The sequence below is a fragment of the Enterococcus bulliens genome, assembly GCF_053761865.1.
In genome coordinates this window covers 1-18,376 of record NZ_JBSMXK010000028.1, presented here as the reverse complement: position 1 = coordinate 18,376, position 18,376 = coordinate 1, and the positions used below count along the sequence as shown (strand labels likewise).

Sequence of the window (18,376 nt, the reverse complement as noted above, 5' to 3'; positions counted from 1 at the left end):
CAGTGTAAAATGTACTTGGGTCATGTAACGTCCTCCTGGGTATGTTTTTGTGGTTAAAAACATTGTACCGTAAAAGGGCTGTTACATGGCCTTTTATCTTTTACACAATTATATGGACGTAATCAATAAGTATTTCCATCTTGTTTCTTTTATTCTTTACTTTGTATTGAAACTTTATAGGTTGATTGCATAATTTACAATGTTTATTACCAGATACGTCAGTTGTAAGTATAGGATTATTCTTGTCAGGAATCCATTCTTCACTTGAAAAATTTAACCATGCAGGGAGATTCTGCTTTATTTTTTGACTAATATCTAATTTTTCAGCAGTATCTTCATCAATTTTGTTGTTTTCTAATAAAATCTTATATATAGTCGGTTCTTCATATTTCATAAAATCACTAAATATCAGCAAATTACGTTTACTTTTATCAATTAATAATTTCTTCCCCATTAAAACATCCCTCCAAAAACAAACGTATGTTCTTACACTATATTAACATGAAACAAAACCTTTCTCTATAAATTTTTTTATCATCTTCTATGTTGGCAACTCAACCACACTACTAACTTTTCCTTCAATTTTTAATAGTTATTTAAACACATTAATATCTACATTAGTTATCTATTTTAAAATCCTGTCATCATTGGCACTTGAAACCTTGATTTTCATTCTATTAGCCACTTAACACGCATATATGAGCTTTTATATTATTACATAACCTCTTTTATTTACAGTTGCTTAAAAACGCTCTAAAGCCCTCTGAATGGTTAATTACATATATTTGTTCCATTGTTCTACTCTAAATTGGAATTGATTATTCTACTTTTAAAATTCTCAACGTAACCCAATCAGTGCAGCTGGATAGAGCATCCGCCTTCTAAAGAAAGGTCGAACCAAACAAATGTCATTATGCCTTTCTAAAAAGATTCAAATAAGCATGCACAACAGTTAAAAGTTGCACCACTAAATGCTTTAAATACCACCTCTTGCAAAATAATAAAATAATGCTATTATGAGACAAAACGTGTGGGATACTTTTGCCAGTTCGAAGTCCAGTTCGTCTACCCCATAACAAAAAATACAAAAAAAATCCTAATGAAATGCTTATCTAAAAGCTTTTTCATTAGGAAATAATAACTGACCTTTTACGTCACAGGAGGGATTCGAACCCCCGACCGTCCGCTTAGAAGGCGGATGCTCTATCCGGCTGAGCTACTATGACAAATCAGCAACAAAGATTATTATAGGCAAGTGTTGTCTGATTGTCAATGCTTTTTGTTATTTATTTTCTTGCCAAAGAAAGGTATGAATCAAAGAGATGACTTCAACATTTTCTACTAACGCACTATGTTCAGCATCATCTGTAATGATTTTTTCTTGATACGTTCCCTTATCTTGATAGACTAGCCGCCCTGATAACACACTTGTCATCGTAACGACTTCATCTGTTGCTTCTCCAGTATCTCCAATGATATTATAAACGTCGATTGCTGGGATACGTGCTTGATTGGCTAAATAATTTGTGAGTTGTGGACTGTATTCTTTTGGTGTATCGAATGTCATTTTTTGCTCATTGTAACGCTCGGGCATATCGTTATAAGGTGTCCCTAGTGTCATGGCTCGCAAAATCATCGGGTCTTTTTTGGTATAATAATCTTCTAAATATTGTGTGAAGATCAACCCACCATTCGAGTGTCCCAAAAACGTATACTCAAAAAATGCATAACGAGCAACTACTGCCTGTAGACCGATTTGAAACCACTTCCCTTGCTCAACTAAAGCCTCGTCGCTCGCATCTTCAAATGCGATCACAATAATCGGTCGATTTGATTTATTGGTCAATTTCCCCATCATGGTGACTTGTTCATCTTTATGGACGGTTACTTTTAAGACATTCGTCGTTTGTAAAGATGTAATCAGACCATCAAAGCGTTCTGTTGTCCCTCCGGTGCCAGGCACCATGATAAGTGGTATTTGGGTCAGTTGCAAGGGACGTTTTTGTTGTAAAAAATTAGAGGTAAACGTATCTGCTGCTAACTTTTCCGATACGGACAAGGCAAAAAAACTACCGACAATTACGACTAGACTACTCCAACGAAGCCATTTTTTGCGATACATCCTACTCATCTCCTCTGTTTAGGATTCTACAGGAAACAAATCACTCAACTCAAATTCAACTACATCAGCTTCTTTACGAATCAACGCAATTCCATCACCTAAAGGAACAAGAGAGGTTGTCAAATCAGGATGCTCATTGATTTCTTTTAAAAAACGATTTAATTTGCGATAGATCGTGCGGCGATTGCGTGGAATCTCTTCGATTGGATCTAAAACAGTGCCACCTTGGAAGATGTCATCTACGATCAATGCTCCACCTTTTTTCAACAAACGCATACATTCTGGTAAAAATTCGATATATTTTGATTTGGCACTATCCATAAAAATCAAATCGTAAGGACCAGTCAACGTCGGCAGAATATCAGCAGCCTGGCCTTCTAACAACGTCACTTTATCTTCTAATCCTAGACGTTCATAGGTTTTTTTGGCTTTTCTAATCATCACGTCGAAACGATCGATCGTCGTCACGTGTCCATCATCGCCGACAAACTGTGCCATTAGACTAGAAGAAAACCCGATCGCTGCTCCGATTTCTAAAATTTGTTTCGGTTTGATTTGCCCCAATAAAAATTGTAAAAACATCACGGTTTCGTGTGGAATGATCGGGATTTCTTGTTCATTGGCTTCCTTTTCGATTGCTCCTAATTCTCCTGGTAAAGCTTTTTGAGCAGTACGTAAATACTGAACCAGTTCTTCTTTAACAACTGATCGGTGCATCATTTCATTGCGCATAACGAGTCTCCTTTATTGTTTCTCGTCATATTATACGAATTTTTTAGAAAAGGCGCAAACGAACAGGAATTTTTCTCATAAAATGCTTGCTTTTTTTTTTAACATTGATTAGTCTAGTAACAGGATTTGGATTAGTAACTTATGTGGATGTTTTAGAGAGTCGGAGCGAGGCTGGAACTTCGATACCACTGGCAGAAGTGAACCTACCAATGAGAAGATCACTAACCTGGTCGGCGTGGATGCCTTATCATCTTTCAAGTAGGGTCGAGTCAGTCGATCAACAAAGGTGGTACCGCGAACATGTCCAAGCATTTCGTCCTTTTAGAGGATGGAAGGCTTTTTTTGTGTCCAAAATGAATTAATTAAAGGAGTTTGACTATGTCAGAACAAACAAATGATTTTACCCAATGGTACTTGCAGACCGTTCAACAAGCAGAATTGATGTCGTATTCACCTGTACGCGGATCGATCATCTTCCGTCCCGATGGTTTTGAATTATGGGAACATATCCAAGAAGAATTTAACCGTTTCTTAAAAGCAGAAGGGATTCGTAATGCGTATTTCCCAATGCTGATCCCAAAAAGCTTTTTCATGAAAGAAGCGGATCATATCGAAGGTTTCGCTCCAGAGCTTCCTTGGGTCACTGAAGTCGGTGATGAAAAATTAGAAGAGCCGTTAGCTCTACGTCCGACTTCTGAAACGATGATTGGTTCAGCCTTTTCAGATTGGATCAATTCTTATCGTGATCTTCCTTACGAGATCAATCAATGGGCCAATGTCTTTCGTTGGGAGAAAAAAACGTTGCCTTTCTTGCGCACTTCAGAATTTTTATGGCAAGAAGGACATACGGCACACGCAGATGAAGAAGATGCACGTCGCCGCACCATGCGTGTATTAGATGAGTATGCTCGTCTATGTGAAGAATTTTTAGCGATCCCGGTTTATAAAGGACAAAAAACGCCATCCGAACGTTTTGCTGGTGCCGTTGATACCTATTCAATCGAAGCCATGATGAAAGACGGGAAAGCGGTACAAGCTGGTACTTCTCATTATATGGGAACCAAATTTGCTGAAGCGTTTGAAATCAATTACTTAAATAAAGAAAACAAACACGTCCCTACTCATACGACTTCTTGGGGAGTCTCTACTCGTCTTCTTGGTTCATTGATCATGACACATGGCGATGAGAATGGATTAGTCTTTCCTCCAACAGTTGCCCCAACACAAATCGTGATGATGCCTGTAGGACCTTGGAAGAAAAATCCAGCCATCATGGAAAAATTAGATGCACTTTATGCCCACTTTAAAGCACAAGGCTACCGTGTACGTTTAGATGATACCGATAATTCTCCTGGTTACAAATTCCATGAATGGGAATTAAAAGGTGCGTGTATCCGTATCGAATGTGGCCCACGTGATCTTGAAAATGGACATGTAATGACGAAAATCCGCGATATCGACGGAAAAGTCGCTGTAGCTTTTGACGAGCTAGACACCTATATTGCAACTGAACTTGAAAAAATGCCTACACGTCTTTTAGAAAATGCTAGAAAACGCAATCAAGAAAATGAATATACCACGATCGAGACATTAGATGAATTAAAAGCACATATCGAAACGTGTAAACAAGAAAATCGACCAACTGGATTTGTTTTGATCGGTTGGGACGGTACTGAAGAAACTGAAGCGAAAATCAAAGAAGAAACTGGATTTACGACTCGTAATATCCCATTTGATGTTCCTGTTGAAAAAACAGTCGATCTTGTCAATGGTACGCCAGCGAAACATACTGTTTGGATCGCTCGCGCTTATTAAAAAAAAAGGCTGTGACAGAAGTGGGCAGCTCCAGGAAATAAGCCAAATCATTCCGATAATAGATTTACCTATTTCGGTAATGATCTGGCTTATTTCTTAAGGAGCTACTTCTGGAACGCCGTTTATTCTATTTATAAGGGGCTGTGACAGAAGTCTGTCACAGCCCCTTTTTTATTAGTAAATCAAATCAAATAATTCTTGTGCTTCGATATTGCCAAAGTATTTTTTAACGTCGATTTGATCCACAACCTTTTTTAATGCTTCTTTTTCATATTTCACACCAATAAATTGATCTTCTACTTCCTTGATATCTCCTAAACCAAAGAAATCGCCATAGATTTTCATTGCCGTAATTTTACCTTCTGTCACATTGAAATGAATATCGATCGATCCAATTGGGAAACGTTTTGTACGTTCGATATCAAATTCTGGTGACTTACCGTAATTCCAATCCCAATTCGCATAATATTGTTTTGAGATCTCGCGAACTTTTTCCCAATCTGTTTCTGTCAATTCATAGGTTTGGATATCAGAAAGATCTTCCACACCAAAGACTTTCAATAAAATTTCTTGGCTAAACTCTTCTGTGGTCATCTTTTGCTGGTCTTCTGGTAAAAATGGTTTGATATTGGTTACACGAGAGCGGATCGATTTGATTCCCTTTGATTCGATCTTATCCTTACGTACTTTTAAGGCATTGACCACTTCATTGATATCACTATCAAACATGATCGTGCCGTGTGCAAACATGCGACCATTTGTCGCATACATCGCATTGCCTGAGAATTTTTGATCATTGATCACAAGATCATTTCGACCTTTAAGTTGCGCCCCTTTCACACCTAGATCTTGTAGCGCTTGAACAATCGGTTTGGTCAATTTTTCAAAATCACGAAACGATTGTCCGTCATCTGGCATGATAAAACTGAAGTTTAAATTCCCTTCATCATGGTACACTGCACCACCACCACTAAAACGACGGACAACATGGATATTGTGCTCATCGACGTAATGTTGATTGATCTCAGCGATCGTATTTTGATTACGCCCGATAATAATCGATGGCTCGTTAATGTAAAACAATAAAATTGGCTCATCCGTTTGCATTTCTTGTAATAAAAATGTTTCAATTGCTAAGTTTAAGCGTGGATCACGCAAATCATTTGGTACAAAAATCATTTAGTTTCCCCCTATTGTAAAAACCTTGCCGACAGCTGCTAATTCGACCGGAATCACGCCTGCTTCGACTTGTGCTTGTTGTTTCAATTCATTCAGATCTCCAAATTGCGGCAAGTGTGTCAATACCAGTTTTGCGACATTTGCTTTTTTAGCAAATTCTCCGGCTTCTGGTGCGGTAAAATGCGCGTGGTGGTGCTCGTTTCCTTTAAATAGATAGGTGTCTGCTAAAAACAGATCCGCATCTTTAGCAAACGTTGTGAATTCCTCTAGATAACCTGAATCTCCTGTGAACACGAGAACGCGATTTGTCGCTTTTTCTTCAATTCGCATCGCGTAACACACGACAGGATGGATTGTTTCCATAAACGTGATGGTAAACGGACCTAGATCAAGTACCGGTTGTGCGAGATAATCATAGCCTTGTGATACCCCTGCTAGCGTTAATGCTTGAAAATGAGCTTGATCTCTTCCATGACCGTAAATCGACAATTGTTTGCTCTGGTCGCGTTTAGGAGAAAGTTGCCATTGGTACTGTAACACACCTAGGTCCGCAATATGATCATGATGATAATGACTCAAAATCACTGCATCTAACATTAGTGGGTCTAAATATTTTTCAAGTTCAACTAACGTCGTACTCCCAGCGTCTATCAACAGATTAAATCCTTCAGATTGCAACAAAAATCCAGTAGTTCCTTGTCCTTGATAAGGATATGCACCTAAACAACCTAAAACCGTTAATTTCATTGTGATGACCTCCTTTTGTTTGTCAGCGATCTGTCTGATCGATTCAATTAATAACTACGGATTTCTTTCACTTTTTCATCATCTAAACGACGCACGATTTCAGTAACAAGGCGTACGGTATTTAAGTAGTCATCTTCATGGATGATCGAAGTATGAGAATGCAAGTAGCGTACCGGTACTGTGATGGCAATCGATGGAACACCATCACGTGTTAGATGCATTTGACCGGCATCTGTTCCGCCACCAGTAATGACTGTATATTGGAATGGAATTTCCAATTCTTCTGCGGTATCCGTTACAAAATTTAACAATTTTTTATGCGGAATCATAGAGGCATCAAAGATCAAGACTTGCGGTCCTTTTCCTAGCTCTGAATCGGCTTCTTTTGGTGTCATTCCTGGAGTATCTCCAGCAGTCCCTGTATCTAACGCGATCGCAATATCAGGATTGACCATATGCGTACTCGTTCTAGCACCACGTAATCCTACTTCTTCCATCACATCGCTTCCTGCAAATAAACAGTTTGGATGGCCTTCTTTAGCTAAATTTTCTAATACGCGCAATGAAACTGCTGTCCCTACACGATTATCCCAAGCTTTGGCCAATAAGAACTTGCCCCCATTTAGACGCTTGTACTCGATATAAGGCGTGATCATATCACTTGGGCGCACGCCCCACTCTTGTGCTTCTTCTTTAGAAGAGGCACCGATATCGATAAACATCTCGCTGATTTCATAGGGTTTTGAACGTGCTTCTGGTGTCAACACATGAGGTGGTTTTGAGCCAATGACACCGTGGATCAATTTCCCTTCACGCGTTTTGATCTCTACTTGTTGAGCGAGCATCACTTGATTCCACCAACCTCCAAGAGTTTGGAATTCGATGAATCCTTCTTTAGTGATTTTCGTGACCATAAATCCAACTTCGTCCATGTGCCCTGAAATAAAGATCTTAGGACCATTTCCTTCACCTGTATGTTTTGCAATGACACTTCCTAAATTATCAAAGAAAATATCTTCTGCGAAATCTTTGGCGTACTCTTTAAAAATCTCACGAACTTCTTCTTCATTACCAGGTACTCCTCTAGCTGAGGTTAAGTCAATCAGTAGTTGTTCTTCTTTTTTGTCCATCTGTGTCGCTCTCCTATCTTTTACAAGCTTGTCAATTGCTTGATTTGTGTTCCATTATACCGAAAAAAAGGGCAATAAAAAAGCAAAGAAGTAGAAGAACACTTAGATTCTTCTACTTCTCTGTTTTTTCAGGCAAGTGATTTGGTTTCACTTTTTGCCAGTCTGTTGAATAAAAATCGTTTGATAACTGATACACAGGTGTTGGTTGTTCGTTAGTCAAAAATGGCTCGATATAGCGGTCAGCTTCCAACCATCCACGCCAACCCAAATGAATCGTATCTGCCATGAAGTACGGGATTGTTCGCTCTTTTGTAAAATCGACGACTTGATCAAATCCTTGTTCATGTAACTGATAATTGATTTTTTGGCTAAAACCATTCAACATCTTAGGAGATAATCCGGTATACGCTTGCCACTTTTCATTGACTGGCGGGATAATAAACAACGGCTTTGCATGCACTTTTGCCAATTCTTCTAGTACCAACTGAAAATCTCCATATTCAGGTGACATCAAATAATTGTAGCCTTTTTGCGATCCTTTTAATCGATGGATGTTTTTCTTTACGCGTTGAGTGTAAAAATGATTGTCGATTTCAAAAGAATTATTCGACGTACTTTTTTTCCCTTGCGTATTGGCTAATTTTTCTAACGCTGCATAATCGTAAGTTTGAGGTAATTGTTTTGCGGCCTTGTCAATTTTCTTTTGCTTAGACAATAAACCAAAGCGACTAAACAATTGATCTTCTCGAGCTAATATGCGCGATTCGCACTCTAGTTTTGTACGACTTAGACCTGATGGAACTTGATTTTGTTGGATCTGTTTTAGCACATGTACCAATGCTTGGTTTTTAGCGACCGTTTCGTATTGAAGCAAACGCGACGCAAGGTATTGATCACTAGACGTCACGTTTTTGATATTTAATACCCATTGATAGGTTTGCAACTCAGAAAAATACGCATTGAAATAATCTTCCTTAAGTCCATCTCTTACAAACCATTGCGGTGAAATAATAAAGACGACTGGTTTATTTTCTAACTCAGCTTCCATTGATTGCATCATCATAAATTGAGTAAGTGATTGCGTACCAGGTGCTCCTAATAAAAAAGGAGTGTAGTTACGATCATAGGCTTTTGCTAAAGCAGAAGGATGAAACGAGTCAATCCGACTCAGTTCAGAAGATCCAAAAAAAGGCACGTATTCTCCTGAATCGATTGCTGCATTTTTGATGCTATTTCCACGCAAGACATTTGCCGCCATCGAACTAGACGCATTTTGCCATACTGTGGGACTAGTGGTACTCGTAAAAAAAGGAGCTAAAAAAACGGCTCCAATGATTACGAGAGCACAAACGATCGGACCAAAGATCATCCATAATTGTTTTCTCATGCGCCTTGTAAGATGCGAACTTGTTCGATGATTTTTCTAGGTGTTGCCCATGATTCACGCTCAAATTCTGAAACTGGTACTTGAACATCTAATTGTCCTTCTAATTCTACAAGCAATTGGACGCTTCCTAGTGAATCCAATAACCCTTCGTCAAATAAAGCCAAATCTAAATCTTCCCGTACTTCATCTGTTCCCGTCAATTCTTCTAAAATCGCTAATACTGTTTCTTCCATTTTTTTCACTCTTTCTTCATCTATTATTTAAAGAACAATGTATCTAAAAAACCTGAAAAAATCAGGAAACTTAAACAAACGCCATGAAATGTTGCCACAACCGAAAAAGCATACGTAAAACGATTGGAAGGCAACTGTTTATGTTTTTTCTTATAGCGAATCCAAGCATCATTCAAACAAATCCATGCTGCATGATACACTCCATATAAAAGGTAATACCAAGTCAATCCGTGCCAAACACCCATTAATAAAAATAAGGCAAAATAGCCGACATTTGACGATACGATCCGGCTCTTAAATACTTTCTTTTTCATCAAAGTAAACATCAGGCGCATGTAAACATAATCACGGAACCAAAAAGAAAGGGACATATGCCAACGATTCCAAAATTCCTTGATATTCGGGGATAAAAATGGCTTATTAAAGTTGATTGGCACGTTATACCCCATAATGTAACTTGTTCCCACAGCGAATAGACTATAACCTGCAAAGTCGAAGAATAAATACAGACTATACACATACATATATCCGACTAAACTAAGAGACAATCCACCTGAAATCAAAGCATCTTGCGAGACGATTGGCAATAAGACGGTTCCTAGATAATACCCAATGATAAATTTGTACAATAAGCCGAGCATGATCGATCGGACACCCTTACCCAATAGTTCGATATACTGCGCTTTTTGCGGCGCTTCTTGTTCATCTTTTAAAAAGCGACGGTAGCGGTCAATCGGACCTGAGGAGATCGTAGGGAAAAATAACAAAAAGCGTAAATAATCGATCCAACTATACGTTTTGATCAATCCATCGCGTGTTTCCATGATCATCTGCACCGAGCGAAACGTTAGGTAAGAAATACCCAAGAAACCTAAAATCGACGGCTGTCCTGCTGTAAAAAAGGGGACAATTTTCGTGATCGCTAAAGGTAAAATAGCCAATAAAACGGCTATGTAAAACATTGGCGTACTGTTTTTCTTTTGTTTCAATGTAAAATAGCCACCGACTAATACACACTGATAGAGGACATAGCCAATCAAAGCCAAGCCTTGATGTGCAAATTCACCACCAAAACTGATCCATAAAAACAATACCGTCACAAAAGCTTCGTATATTCGGAATCTGTGACCAAACCAAAGTCCGATTGCAATTGGTAAGAGCGCAACTAGTAAATAAGCAAAGTATAACGGCTGTGCATAAGGAATCATATGCGTCAAACTCATATCGCATTCACCTCAGCGATTAATGCTTTGCGGTCAATCTTGCTATTAATCGTACGCGGCAGTTGAGATACATAGACGAATTTTTGTGGAATCATATACGGCATTACTTGTTGCGCTAGTTCTGCTTTGATCGCTTTCGTCAATTGGAACGCTTTTTCATATTCGTTGTCTTCGGCGACGATATATGCTACTAGCTGTTGAACTTTGTGGTCTTTATATTTTGGTACAGTGCTAGCTTGTTTGACTAAAGAAACGTTCATTAAATGATGATCGATTTCTTCTAGTTCCATGCGATAGCCATGTAATTTGATTTGGAAATCCAATCGACCGTCATAACACAATACGTGATCTGTTGTGAAAAATCCTGCATCTCCTGTCCGATAAGCTGGTTGACCTTCAAATTCAAAAAAGGCCTGCGCCGTTTTTTCAGGGTTATTTAGATAGCCTTTTGAAACGCTAGGCCCAACGATCACGATTTCGCCTTTTTCTAATGGCTCGCAAATACGACCTTCATCTAAAATCACCACAGTCGTATCTTCTTTGACTTTTCCAATCGGTAAGCGTGGATACTGTTCCACGATTGTTGGTGTGATGTTTATACCACTGACTGCGACCGTTGCCTCCGTTGGACCATACGTATTGTAGATCTCAGCTTCTGGAAAGCGTGTCATTAATAATGTTGCGGTTTCTTTGGTCAATTCTTCCCCACAAAATAAAAAGACGCGTAACTGTGGCAAATGTTGTTGATCGAAGTGTTTTTCCATCAAACAAATGTCCATAAACGAAGGTGTAGAGACCCAAACATCGATCGGTAACGTTGGTAACGTAGCAAATAACTGCTTAAAGTCTTCGATCACTGTTTTTTCCATCGGAACAAGCGCACCGCCAGTAACAAGCGCTGGATAGATCGACATAACTGACAAATCAAACGAAAATGGTGCTTGAGATAAGAAGCGATCATTTTGCTTAATGCCTAACGCACGACACTCCCATTCTATAAATGACCAGAGATTTCGTTGGCTGATCTGGACCCCTTTTGGCACTCCTGTTGTCCCTGAAGTAAAAATAATATAGTAAGTTTCATCTAACGTGATTCCTTGTAACGGTACGACTTCTTCAAATGTTTCGATGATTGTCGATAGTTCCTCACTAATAATAACTGGATAATCACTCGTTTTTAACGGCCACTGATCGACAGCGAAAATCATAGATGGATCGGCAACTGATAAGATCAGTTCGATTCTCTCTACTGGCGTATGCGTATCGATTGGGATATACGCGTGTCCAGATTTACTCGCGGCTAAAAATAAAACGAGCATTTCCATCTGCTGCCCACCAAACACTACGATCGGCCGTCGATCGGGGAATTCTTTGGTCAAATAACAAGCCACACGTTCAGAGTAGCTTTTTAACTGTCCGTACGTATACGTTGTATCTTGATGTTGATACACGATTTGTTCCGGATGATTTTGTGCCCATGTATCGATGACTTGATACACGAAACGGTCATCTATGCTTGAATTAAAATTCATTATAAATAAATGAGCCTCCTTGTATATTTTTGTAATGATACAAATAAATCAACATAACGAAAATGAAAATATACAGACACGTTCGTCCAACAAAACGTACCCAATCTTTCGCAAAAAATGCACGAATCGCTTGATTCATTCCGCTCTCCCTCAATTCCAATTTTAATTTTCAATGATTTTTCAGTAAGATCATTAACTTTTGTCATTTTACCACTGTAAAGCGCCTAATAGCGCAAAAATGAGGGAAACTTTTGAGCATATTAAGAATATTTTAACTCTTTTAAGAAATGTCATGCTCTTCAGTAATACGAATCGAGACCAGTGAACACATAATATAGACAATCACATATACCACGACGCTTAAAAATGCAAACAAATAAACGATCCAATAATTTGTTCCATGGATAAGCGTTCGTATCACATGGACAGAAACAATCCCATGCAGTGTCGCTAATAAGGATATTGGTCCTAATACAAGTGCATTACGGTAATAGATCAATTTACGTATCATATGCTGATCGATCCCGATATTTCGCAGCAGTTGATAGGTTTTTCGTTCCGTTTCGACTAATGTAAATTGTCGAACCAACAAGGCTGCAGCTGTACTGACTAAGATCGTAAATCCAATAAACACAAAGATATAGACTTCTAAGCCTAACGTACGTCTTCCAGCGCGTACCTCTGCATATCGATCTTTAAAGTTCAACCGTGTTTTCTCACCTGAAATCAACATATTTTCTGCATTTTCTTTGATTCCATTTGGTTTTTCTAGACTGATTTGACCGTCGATCCCTTGGTCGGTAGATTTGTAACTATAATAGATGGGATCACCCCAGTTTTCCTCAATACGACTAGCTAATAAATACTCAATCACACTAGCGTTATATCCTGTCGCATTGATATAAGTCAACTTGTGTTCGAATCCTTGGTATTTTTGGAACAATTCATCTGAAACCACTAAAACATTTTTCGTATAACGCATTCGTGCGTCACCAAATATATCTGTATAGATATGCTTGAGCGTTAGAGGCGTTCCGTCTTCTAATGTGATTTGTTTATCCGTTGACACCAATCGGCCGTCGACTAAGTAGTTTTGATAAAAATAGATGGCTTCTTGATCATTTGTAAATTCAATTTTAGGAAAGTAGCCGACCATCTTATTTAACTCCTGGTATTCAGAAAGTGAAAGCAGGTTGACTAGTTCGACTTTACTATATAGATCATCATCAAATAAATTGGTTTGTTCTAAACGAAACGCAGTTAATTTATAAGTCAATTCTTTTTTTGCCGAGATCTCCCCATCAGCTTGGTCGATCAAATTTTCAAGTTGATTGACTTGTTGTGGAACGATTTGAAATGTCGTTGGATTAGACAATTCGACCACATTATAAATCAAAGAAAAACTCCCTAATATGCCTCCAATCAAAAAAATAGATAATCCTAGCGATACCGTAATAAATGAGAAAGTTTTCCAGCTTTTATGAAGATGCAAACGGGTATTGCTTAGTAAAAAGCTCGTAAGCCCATTCGTTCGTACTTTTTTTGAGCGCGATAAATAGTAGAGTAGTGCCGGAAGCGTATAGGCAAATACCATATATGTCCCAACACCACAAAGTAAAATAATCAAAAAGGGCAACCAAAAAATCGCGGTATAATCATCCGTCGTGACGATATAAAAACGTAAAGAAGATACAAAAGTAAACGAAAAATAATACCCTAATCCAATAAATGCGACACCTAAAATAGCGAAAATGAACCGCTTGCGATCAATAACCGTTTGAAAACTAGCTTCTTGTTTCGTCATTTGAAACAAGTCACTCAATTGATAATGACGTATCAACAATAAATCTTGAATAAAAATCAATACGATCGCAAGTAAAAAAACACCAATCGTTAGGATGACCGATGTTACTGAAATAAAAAACGGACTTTCTATATTTAAGTTCATCGCTTTAACAAGTATCATCGAAAATAATTTTGAGAATAAGATTCCTTCTAAAATCCCGATCACTAAAGAGATGGTATTTAAAAAAAGGGTTTCAATTAAAAAGACACCCACGATTTGTCGTTTTTGCATCCCAAATAATCGATACAGTCCCATTTCATTGCGGCGTTTATTGACAAAAAAGCGATTGGCGCTTAATGAAAAAATCAATACAATGACAGCGACCATAATGTTTCCAAATAACAATGAACCAGAAATTTGAACATCTTGCTTGACGTTTACAATCAAAGGTTGATCATAGTTGATCGCACTAAACGAATAAAAAATCATAACGAATGTCGACATACATAAAAAATAGATCAGGTATGATTTAAGTTGTTTAAAAAAACTCCGTAATAAGATTTTAACGAGCATTCATCCGTCCTCCTCCACCGATCGTCGCTTGCATATCGATGACTTGATCGAAAAACTCTTTACGACTTCCTCTACGTACGACTTCTGAGAAAAAGACACCATCTTTTAAAAAAAGAATACGGTCACAATAACTTGCAGTAAACGGGTCGTGCGTCACCATTAAAATAGTTGTGGCTTGAGTTTGATTGATTTCGACGAGATAATTTAGTAGTTCTGTTGCAGCTTTTGAATCCAGTGAGCCAGTTGGTTCATCGGCAAATACTACTTTGGGCTTTTTCACAATCGCACGTGAAGCCGCGACTCTTTGTTTTTGTCCAATCGACAGTTCATTGGGATAGCGCAAAAGTAAATGATCGATTCCCAACATTTTGGTCACTTCTTTGACCCGTGACTCGATCTCCTTTGGACCTAAGTGCTCAATTGCTAAAGGTAAGCTAATATTATCTTGAACATTCAAGGTTTCCAATAAATTAAAGTCTTGAAAAATAAAGCCGATCTTATTGCGACGAAAACGACTGCGCTCATCTTCAGTCATCTTCGTGATTTGCTCATCAGCGATCATGATCGAACCAAGTGTCGGTAAGGTAATTGTTGCAAGCAAATTCATCAACGTCGTCTTCCCTGCACCACTTGGGCCCATGATCCCCACAAACTCTCCTTTTTCAACACTAAATGATAAATTATCTAAGATTTTATTTTGATTGAAACGACTGCCAAATGATTTTGTCAAATGATCTACTTGAATAATTTTTTTCATCTCTTCACCTCTCATCTTGTGTTTATCCTATCATATTTTTATACTTCCCACGAGTCTACTAATGATAAAACACCAAATAAAAAAAATAAATCACAAACTTTTTTTTGATCCAAACGAAAGTTTGAATCCATTTGTTTTCATTGCTTTTCAACCTATATATAGTGTGTGAACATTTTTAAAAACACAATATATAGTTGTTTTATCTGTTTTTTTTCCTTATGATAGAGAAGAAGTTTTGGAGAAATGAGGGGAAATATATGAGCGTAACAACTAATACTTTTCCAAGTATTCGTGTACCGTTAAACAAGTCTAACAAGATTTTAAAACGTTCTGGTCAATGGGTTTTATTTGATCATAAACATGTAGACACTTTATTTTCGCAATTGATCGAACAAGAACAACTCGATCCAAATTTAGTCGATCAATTGTCGACAACCGTTTTAAACACTTGGCAAACGCTAGAAGACAACTTGCGTACAACGCAAAAGCTAAAAACAATCATCATGGATGCGTTACAACAATTTCCAGTATTACGTCAAGCAATTCAGACGTATGACGAGAAATTTGCGACACTGTACACCGAACAACAAGATCTAAATTTGCTGGTGGCCCGTTTGCAACAAAAAGACCAAACGATCGCAAATGAGAATGCTAATAAAGATAGCGATATCTTCAATACACAACGCGACCTAACTGCAGGACTTGTTGCCAAAACGACAGGCTTAAAGTTACTTCCAAAACAAATCGCTAAAGCACATCTTAAAGGTGATCTGCATTATCATGATTTGGATTACCATCCATATGCTCCGATGACAAATTGTTGTTTGATCGATTTTAAAGAAATGCTTGATCACGGATTTAAGATCGGGAATGCTGAAGTAGAAAGCCCCCACTCGATCCAAACCGCGACCGCTCAAATCTCGCAGATCATCGCCAACGTTGCTTCTAGTCAATATGGCGGCTGTTCCGTCGATCGGATCGATGAATTACTTGCACCTTTTGCACAAAAAAACTACGAGAAACATCTTCAAGTTGCTAGTGTTTGGCTTGATACTACACAACAACAAGACTATGCAACCATGCGCACACAAAAAGATATTTATGATGCGATGCAAAGTTTGGAATACGAAATCAATACCTTATTTACATCCAATGGACAAACGCCTTTTACTTCTGTAGGTTTTGGTCTAGGAACGAATTGGTTTGAACGTGAGATTCAAAAAGCGATTTTAACGATCCGTATCGAAGGGCTTGGGATCAAAAAACGGACAGCGATTTTTCCAAAGTTGATTTTTACAATTAAAAAAGGAACGAATTTCGCACCGACAGATCCAAACTATGACATCAAACAATTGGCCTTAACTTGTTCAGCGCGTAGGATGTATCCAGATATTTTAAATTACGATAAAATCGTGGAATTAACTGGGAGTTTCAAAGTGCCTATGGGATGTCGTTCTTTTTTACAAAGCTTTAAAGATCATCACGAACAAGAAGTGACCAGCGGCCGAATGAATTTAGGTGTTGTTACTTTGAATCTCCCGCGTTTGGCCTTACGTGCACGTCAAGATCAAGCTTATTTTTGGCGCTTGCTTGACGAAAAATTAACCTTGGCAAAAGAAGCCTTGTTTTATCGGATCGAGCGTTGTAAAGAAGCAGTCCCTAAAAATGCACCAATCCTTTATCAATCGGGTGCTTTTGGAATACGTTTGACAGATGAAGAAGCGGTAGATACCGTATTTCGCAATAAGCGCGCCACGATCTCGCTTGGTTATATCGGATTATATGAAGTGGCAACGGCCTTTTATGGGCCCAATTGGGAAGATAACTTAGAAGCAAAAGATTTTACCTTGGAGATCGTCAAGAAAATGGACCAACAAACAAAACAATGGAGCGATCAATATGGCTATCATTTTAGTGTTTATGCTACACCTAGTGAAAGTTTGACAGATCGTTTTTGTCGCTTGGATCAACAACGCTTTGGTCAGATCCCTGCCATTACCGATAAAGACTATTATACAAACAGTTTTCATTATGACGTTCGTAAGCAACCAACACCTTTTGAAAAAATCGATTTTGAACAAGTCTACCCTAAATATTCTTCTGGCGGCTTTATCCACTACTGCGAATATCCTGTATTGACGCATAATATTAAGGCATTAGAAGCTGTTTGGGACTATTCTTATACTCGAGTGGGCTATTTAGGAACCAATACGCCGATTGATCGTTGTTTTCTTTGTGGATTTGAAGGAGAATTTTCGCCTACTGCGCGCGGATTTGAATGTCCGACTTGTCATAATCGGGATCCTAAACAATGTGAAGTTGTCAAACGAACTTGTGGCTACCTTGGCAATCCTCAAGCTCGTCCGATGGTTCATGGTCGTCATCAAGAAATCACCGCACGAAAAAAACATTTATAGAAAGAAGGCCTCGTGATGGATCCAATGTCTTGGGAAGCACAGACTTATACAAAATGCCGTATCGCTTCCTACCAACCCTTTACCTTTGTAGATGGTCAAGGCGTACGCAACAGTATTTATGTCAGTGGTTGTTTATTTGCTTGTAAAGGTTGTTTCAATCAGGCGGCTCAAAATTTTGAATACGGAACCCTTTTTGATGATGATTTTTTAACTAAAATCGTACAAGACTGCGGGCATGAAGCGATTCAAGGAATTACGTTATTAGGGGGCGAACCTTTTTTAAATACCCCAGTCTGCTTACAAATCGTCCAAGCGATTCGTAGGACTTATGGTGACAAAAAAGATATTTGGGCATATAGCGGGTATACATTTGAACAATTGCTACATGGTTCAGCAGATAAACAAACATTACTTTCATATGTAGACGTATTGGTCGATGGCCCTTTTGATATCAAAAAACGTGACCTTAATCTTGCCTTTCGCGGTAGTTCGAACCAACGAATCGTGGATGTAAAAACTTCACTGGCAACACAAACGTGTTCTTTATGGACAAATAATTGTGACAGAAGTAGGCAGCTCTGATAAATAAGCCGCATCATTCCGATAATAGATTTATCGGCTCTTTGTCAATAAGGACTGATGAAGAGAAATTTTATAAATCAGAGGAAGTAGAGAAATCTGCTTCCTCTGATTTTTTTGTTATTTTATGACGATTAATTGATTCATCATAAAAATTCTCGTTC

16 protein-coding genes and 1 tRNA gene are annotated in these 18,376 nt (G+C 38.3%); 3 read left to right on the top strand and 14 right to left on the bottom strand.

The window, feature by feature from the left end; genetic code table 11:
* Positions 1 to 100 precede the first annotated feature (100 nt).
* The 4 genes from ACWOEC_RS10995 to ACWOEC_RS10980 all read right to left on the bottom strand — a co-directional run bounded on the left by ACWOEC_RS10995 (position 101) and on the right by ACWOEC_RS10980 (position 2,854).
* A complete protein-coding gene (locus tag ACWOEC_RS10995) occupies positions 101 to 454 on the bottom strand; it encodes a hypothetical protein (RefSeq protein ID WP_455308218.1) in 354 nt (117 codons plus the stop codon).
* Positions 455 to 1,152: 698 nt separating this feature from the next.
* Positions 1,153 to 1,226 (bottom strand) — tRNA-Arg (locus tag ACWOEC_RS10990).
* A gap of 56 nt (positions 1,227 to 1,282) precedes the next feature.
* Positions 1,283 to 2,122 (bottom strand): alpha/beta hydrolase, encoded by an 840-nt coding sequence (locus ACWOEC_RS10985; RefSeq protein ID WP_455308216.1) that lies wholly within the window; start codon positions 2,120 to 2,122, stop codon positions 1,283 to 1,285.
* 18 nt (positions 2,123 to 2,140) lie between these two features.
* Complete coding sequence (locus ACWOEC_RS10980; RefSeq protein WP_455308214.1) at positions 2,141 to 2,854, bottom strand: O-methyltransferase; 714 nt, start codon at positions 2,852 to 2,854, stop codon at positions 2,141 to 2,143.
* 378 nt (positions 2,855 to 3,232) lie between these two features.
* On the opposite strand from ACWOEC_RS10980, the gene proS reads away from it, so the two are divergent.
* Complete coding sequence (gene proS, locus ACWOEC_RS10975; protein WP_297079566.1) at positions 3,233 to 4,669, top strand: proline--tRNA ligase; 1,437 nt, start codon at positions 3,233 to 3,235, stop codon at positions 4,667 to 4,669.
* A 174-nt stretch (positions 4,670 to 4,843) separates the two neighbouring features.
* Here the strand turns inward: proS and ACWOEC_RS10970 are convergent, their stop codons facing one another.
* The 10 genes from ACWOEC_RS10970 to ACWOEC_RS10925 all read right to left on the bottom strand — a co-directional run bounded on the left by ACWOEC_RS10970 (position 4,844) and on the right by ACWOEC_RS10925 (position 15,216).
* Complete coding sequence (locus tag ACWOEC_RS10970; protein WP_455308212.1) at positions 4,844 to 5,848, bottom strand: lipoate--protein ligase; 1,005 nt, start codon at positions 5,846 to 5,848, stop codon at positions 4,844 to 4,846.
* Positions 5,849 to 6,595: an MBL fold metallo-hydrolase gene (locus ACWOEC_RS10965; RefSeq protein WP_455308210.1), complete on the bottom strand. Its 747-nt coding sequence runs from the start codon at positions 6,593 to 6,595 to the stop codon at positions 5,849 to 5,851. It abuts the gene before it with no gap.
* Positions 6,596 to 6,642: 47 nt separating this feature from the next.
* Positions 6,643 to 7,725, bottom strand: a complete 1,083-nt coding sequence (locus ACWOEC_RS10960; protein WP_455308208.1) for a M42 family metallopeptidase — start codon at positions 7,723 to 7,725, stop codon at positions 6,643 to 6,645.
* Between the two features lie 112 nt (positions 7,726 to 7,837).
* A complete protein-coding gene (dltD, locus tag ACWOEC_RS10955; RefSeq protein ID WP_455308206.1) occupies positions 7,838 to 9,112 on the bottom strand; it encodes a D-alanyl-lipoteichoic acid biosynthesis protein DltD in 1,275 nt (424 codons plus the stop codon).
* Complete coding sequence (gene dltC, locus ACWOEC_RS10950; RefSeq protein WP_297079553.1) at positions 9,109 to 9,345, bottom strand: D-alanine--poly(phosphoribitol) ligase subunit DltC; 237 nt, start codon at positions 9,343 to 9,345, stop codon at positions 9,109 to 9,111. The genes dltD and dltC overlap by 4 nt, the downstream gene beginning before the upstream one ends.
* Before the next feature lie 23 nt (positions 9,346 to 9,368).
* Positions 9,369 to 10,568 carry a D-alanyl-lipoteichoic acid biosynthesis protein DltB gene (gene dltB / locus ACWOEC_RS10945; protein ID WP_455308203.1) on the bottom strand — a complete coding sequence of 400 codons (1,200 nt, stop codon included), beginning with the start codon at positions 10,566 to 10,568 and terminating at the stop codon, positions 9,369 to 9,371.
* Positions 10,565 to 12,100 (bottom strand): D-alanine--poly(phosphoribitol) ligase subunit DltA, encoded by a 1,536-nt coding sequence (dltA, locus tag ACWOEC_RS10940; protein ID WP_455308201.1) that lies wholly within the window; start codon positions 12,098 to 12,100, stop codon positions 10,565 to 10,567. The genes dltB and dltA overlap by 4 nt, the downstream gene beginning before the upstream one ends.
* The gene (locus ACWOEC_RS10935; protein ID WP_297079547.1) at positions 12,090 to 12,239 is read right to left on the bottom strand and encodes a teichoic acid D-Ala incorporation-associated protein DltX; all 150 of its coding nucleotides are present in this window, start codon (positions 12,237 to 12,239) and stop codon (positions 12,090 to 12,092) included. The genes dltA and ACWOEC_RS10935 overlap by 11 nt, the downstream gene beginning before the upstream one ends.
* A 141-nt stretch (positions 12,240 to 12,380) precedes the next feature.
* The gene (locus tag ACWOEC_RS10930; protein ID WP_455308199.1) at positions 12,381 to 14,390 is read right to left on the bottom strand and encodes an FtsX-like permease family protein; all 2,010 of its coding nucleotides are present in this window, start codon (positions 14,388 to 14,390) and stop codon (positions 12,381 to 12,383) included.
* A 58-nt stretch (positions 14,391 to 14,448) separates the two neighbouring features.
* Positions 14,449 to 15,216 (bottom strand): ABC transporter ATP-binding protein, encoded by a 768-nt coding sequence (locus tag ACWOEC_RS10925; protein WP_455308197.1) that lies wholly within the window; start codon positions 15,214 to 15,216, stop codon positions 14,449 to 14,451.
* A 257-nt stretch (positions 15,217 to 15,473) separates the two neighbouring features.
* On the opposite strand from ACWOEC_RS10925, the gene nrdD reads away from it, so the two are divergent.
* A complete protein-coding gene (nrdD, locus tag ACWOEC_RS10920) occupies positions 15,474 to 17,633 on the top strand; it encodes an anaerobic ribonucleoside-triphosphate reductase (RefSeq protein ID WP_455308195.1) in 2,160 nt (719 codons plus the stop codon).
* A 15-nt stretch (positions 17,634 to 17,648) separates the two neighbouring features.
* Positions 17,649 to 18,215, top strand: a complete 567-nt coding sequence (nrdG, locus tag ACWOEC_RS10915; protein WP_297079540.1) for an anaerobic ribonucleoside-triphosphate reductase activating protein — start codon at positions 17,649 to 17,651, stop codon at positions 18,213 to 18,215.
* Positions 18,216 to 18,376 lie beyond the last annotated feature (161 nt).